The following is a 3,239-nucleotide window of genomic DNA, read 5'->3' on the forward strand; positions in this document are numbered from 1 at the left end:
TGAGGAGCCGTATGCGGGAAAGCCGCACGTACGGATCTGTGAGGGGCTAAGATTGAGAGGTCTTAGTCTACTCGACTGTTGAACTGAATCCGAAAAGCATTAGGGCGCAGAGGAGATAGAATCCTTTGCGTAAAAGACTAACGAACATATTTAATGAAACATCGGAACCATCTTCTTTTTGTTGTCTACCTATAATAACGATTGGAGTAGTCGATTATAGACACTGCAATCAAAAAAATCTGAAAATATATTTATCAACATTACATAAAAGTGTGTAGATGCACATAAAATGGGAATACATATTGAAATTCAGGTCGTTCTGTGATAGAATCTCATTACTAAAAAGTGTGTAGATGCACGGAAATGGGGAGTGTAACGATGGAGATTAAAAGAGACGCTTACCTACAGCAGCTGATCGAGCGAAAAGATAATGGAATGATAAAGGTGATTACCGGCATTCGTAGATGTGGCAAATCCTTTTTGCTGTTTACCATCTTTAAGAGATACTTACTGGAGAACGGCGTTGATGTTGATCATATTATTGAGATTGCATTGGACGGTATTGAAAATGAGGAACTAAGAGATCCTAAGGTATGCTTCAAGTACATCAAAGATGCCATGAAAGACGATGGCAAATACTATCTGCTTCTTGATGAAGTGCAGTTTATGTCACGATTTGAGGAAGTGCTGAACAGCCTGCTCCGCATGAGCAATATTGATGTGTATGTCACCGGAAGTAATTCCAAGTTCCTGTCCAGCGACATTGTGACCGAATTCCGTGGCAGAGGTGATGAGATTAGAATCTACCCTCTCTCCTTTGCAGAGTTTTATTCTGTCTATGACGGCGATTATGATGATGCCTGGGATGACTACATGATCTACGGAGGATTGCCGCAGATCGTAAGTTTCCAGAGCGAACGACAGAAAGCGGACTATCTGAAGAACATCTTTGCAAATGTCTATCTGAAGGATGTTATTGAAAGAAATAAGATTCAGAACGTGGATGAGATTGGGATTCTGGTTGATGTGCTTGCATCTGCAATCGGCGCACCGACCAACCCTTCAAAGATTGCCAATACCTTTGCCAGTGAGCGCCAGATGACTTATGCTAATAAAACCATCTCCAAGCATATCGACTATTTGACAGATGCCTTTTTGATTTCCAAGGCAAGCCGATACGATATTAAGGGCAGAAAGTATATCGGTGCAAATCTGAAATACTACTTTACTGATCTGGGACTGAGAAATGCACGTCTGAATTTCAGACAGCAGGAGCCTACTCATATCATGGAGAACATTGTTTATAACGAGCTGTTGATCCGTGGCTACAATGTTGATGTGGGTGTCGTGGATATCTTCGATAAGGATAAAGAGGGCAAACGTGTTCGCAAGCAGTTGGAGGTTGACTTTGTGGTGAATCAAGGAAACCAGAGATACTATATCCAGGTTGCATATGACATGATTTCGGAAGAAAAACAGACGCAGGAATTCAATTCTCTGCGTAATATCCCGGACTCTTTCAAGAAGATCGTCATTGTAAATGGTAGCAAAAAGCCTTGGAGAAATGATGAAGGTTTTGTCATCATGGGAATGAAGTATTTCTTGCTGAATGCGAATAGTCTGGAATTTTAAGTCGATTTGAGTTGTTGCTGTGGTGTTGTTCTATTTCAAAAAAGAGTGAAATGATATAAATAAGGCCACGGCTGATTTCATGTTGGAACAGCCGTGGCTCAGTTTATTTTTTTATCCGTACAAACGAGACTGTTCCGCAGATTATGTAGAACAGACAGAGTACGATTCCGATAGTGAGAACATACGAGAATAAAGATGAACTTAAGAACGAGATAAACAAAAGTTTGTTGAATTAAAAATGAAATAAAGTTCCAGTAATCATAGAGTGTATGGATTCAATTCCATATGCTCTTTTTCTTTACTGAAAAATTTAATGTTACGAGTTTCTTACGAGTGGTATTAAAAAACTCGCAAGAAACTCGTAGGAAAAAAAGTAAAAAAATTTGCTTTTGACCACTGTAAAACATGCTCTGAGCGTTTCGTTATATGAAGGGATAATTTTTCTTTCATATTTCAAAGAAAAGAGGATAAAGAAATGTCAGAGAAAAGATGTTATACAGTTCAGGAGTTACAGGAAATCTTAGGAGTCAGCAGACCTACTATTTATAACCTTTTAAAGAAAAAGGAATTCCGGTGGATCCAGTTGGATGGCGGAAAGTATCGCATCTCTAAGAAGAGTTTCGATGACTGGCTCGATAACTTGGAACAATAAAAAACAGGGTGTTGATCAGGCAGATTTTGTCTGCAATCGACATCCTAAATTTTTATCTGGATTTGAGATATGATATAAGAAAAAAACACTACGGATGTGTACTCTCATATTCTGGATGATGACAGAAGGAAAAATGCAGAGCTTTTTGAAGAAGCATTTTATGAGAAAAAGAATCTGGATCCACAGATGCATGTACAGCAGGCAAATAATAATGCAACTGTTGCTGATGAAGTCGATCCGGAACTTCTGGCAAAAGTGTTGGCAAATCCAGAGATGCGGGCATTGCTCAATTCACTGGCGAAGACGATGAAGTAATTAGTCTATCTCCATCATATCTATTGGAATCTCCATCATTTGATGATGGAATGATGGAGATTCAGTTACAAAAAAGGTTACAGATATTTTTACTGAATAAAATTTGCCAGTCAAAAACGCATGGACAAACCGTCTCGTATGCGTTATATTATTTATAGACAAGAAAATATCTTGTGCTTTCGATAGGAAGTTTAATTGAATACTGTTTACCATGATCGAACGTACGAAGCATGGTGGTCATATAACAGATGTCGATGGTAATATCAAGGCATTCCCCAATTATTAGCTGGAGCAAACAATCAGCTAACTTTCAGAGCTTTACAGAGCTTGACAGAGGGGGTATTCAGAATAACTTAAATTGAATAGGAAACAGTTTCTAATAGCGTCCCATATGGGTTTACCTTACCTCAGATTGACAGAGAGTGACAATAGGTTGGAGCTCTCCTAAGCGAGGGGTCGGAGGTTCAAATCCTCTTATGGACGGGCTTCAAAGCGTTCGAAATGTTAGCTGGATTAGCTGACAACGAACGCTTTTCTTATTTTCTGATCACGTTCGTGACACAAAATTCCATTCAAAATGATCAATTTCCAGCTAACGCAATCCGATTTTTGTTAGCTGACAGCTAATCAAAATTACCGG

At 39.0% G+C, this 3,239-nt stretch carries 3 protein-coding genes; all 3 read left to right on the forward strand.

Translation table 11 applies throughout. The annotated features are described in order from the left end of the window. Positions 1-378: 378 nt before the first annotated feature. The gene (locus I4V44_RS17150) at positions 379-1,632 is read left to right on the forward strand and encodes an ATP-binding protein (RefSeq protein WP_118588266.1); all 1,254 of its coding nucleotides are present in this window, start codon (positions 379-381) and stop codon (positions 1,630-1,632) included. 475 nt (positions 1,633-2,107) lie between these two features. Next, a complete protein-coding gene (locus I4V44_RS17155) occupies positions 2,108-2,284 on the forward strand; it encodes a helix-turn-helix domain-containing protein (RefSeq protein ID WP_003864535.1) in 177 nt (58 codons plus the stop codon). Between the two features lie 96 nt (positions 2,285-2,380). After that, entirely contained in the window at positions 2,381-2,599 is a 219-nt protein-coding gene (locus I4V44_RS17160) for a hypothetical protein (RefSeq protein WP_243100890.1), read from the forward strand. Positions 2,600-3,239: the final 640 nt, after the last annotated feature.

The organism is Blautia sp. 1001283B150304_161114_C9 (genome assembly GCF_015668165.1).
Classification (GTDB): Bacteria; Bacillota; Clostridia; order Lachnospirales; family Lachnospiraceae; genus Blautia_A; species Blautia_A wexlerae.

Bases quoted from the DNA above. Each gene is read 5' to 3' on its own strand.
- I4V44_RS17150 (WP_118588266.1), top strand. From the start codon at position 379: ATGGAGATTAAAAGAGACGCTTACCTACAGCAGCTGATCGAGCGAAAA.
- I4V44_RS17155 (WP_003864535.1), top strand. From the start codon at position 2,108: ATGTCAGAGAAAAGATGTTATACAGTTCAGGAGTTACAGGAAATCTTA.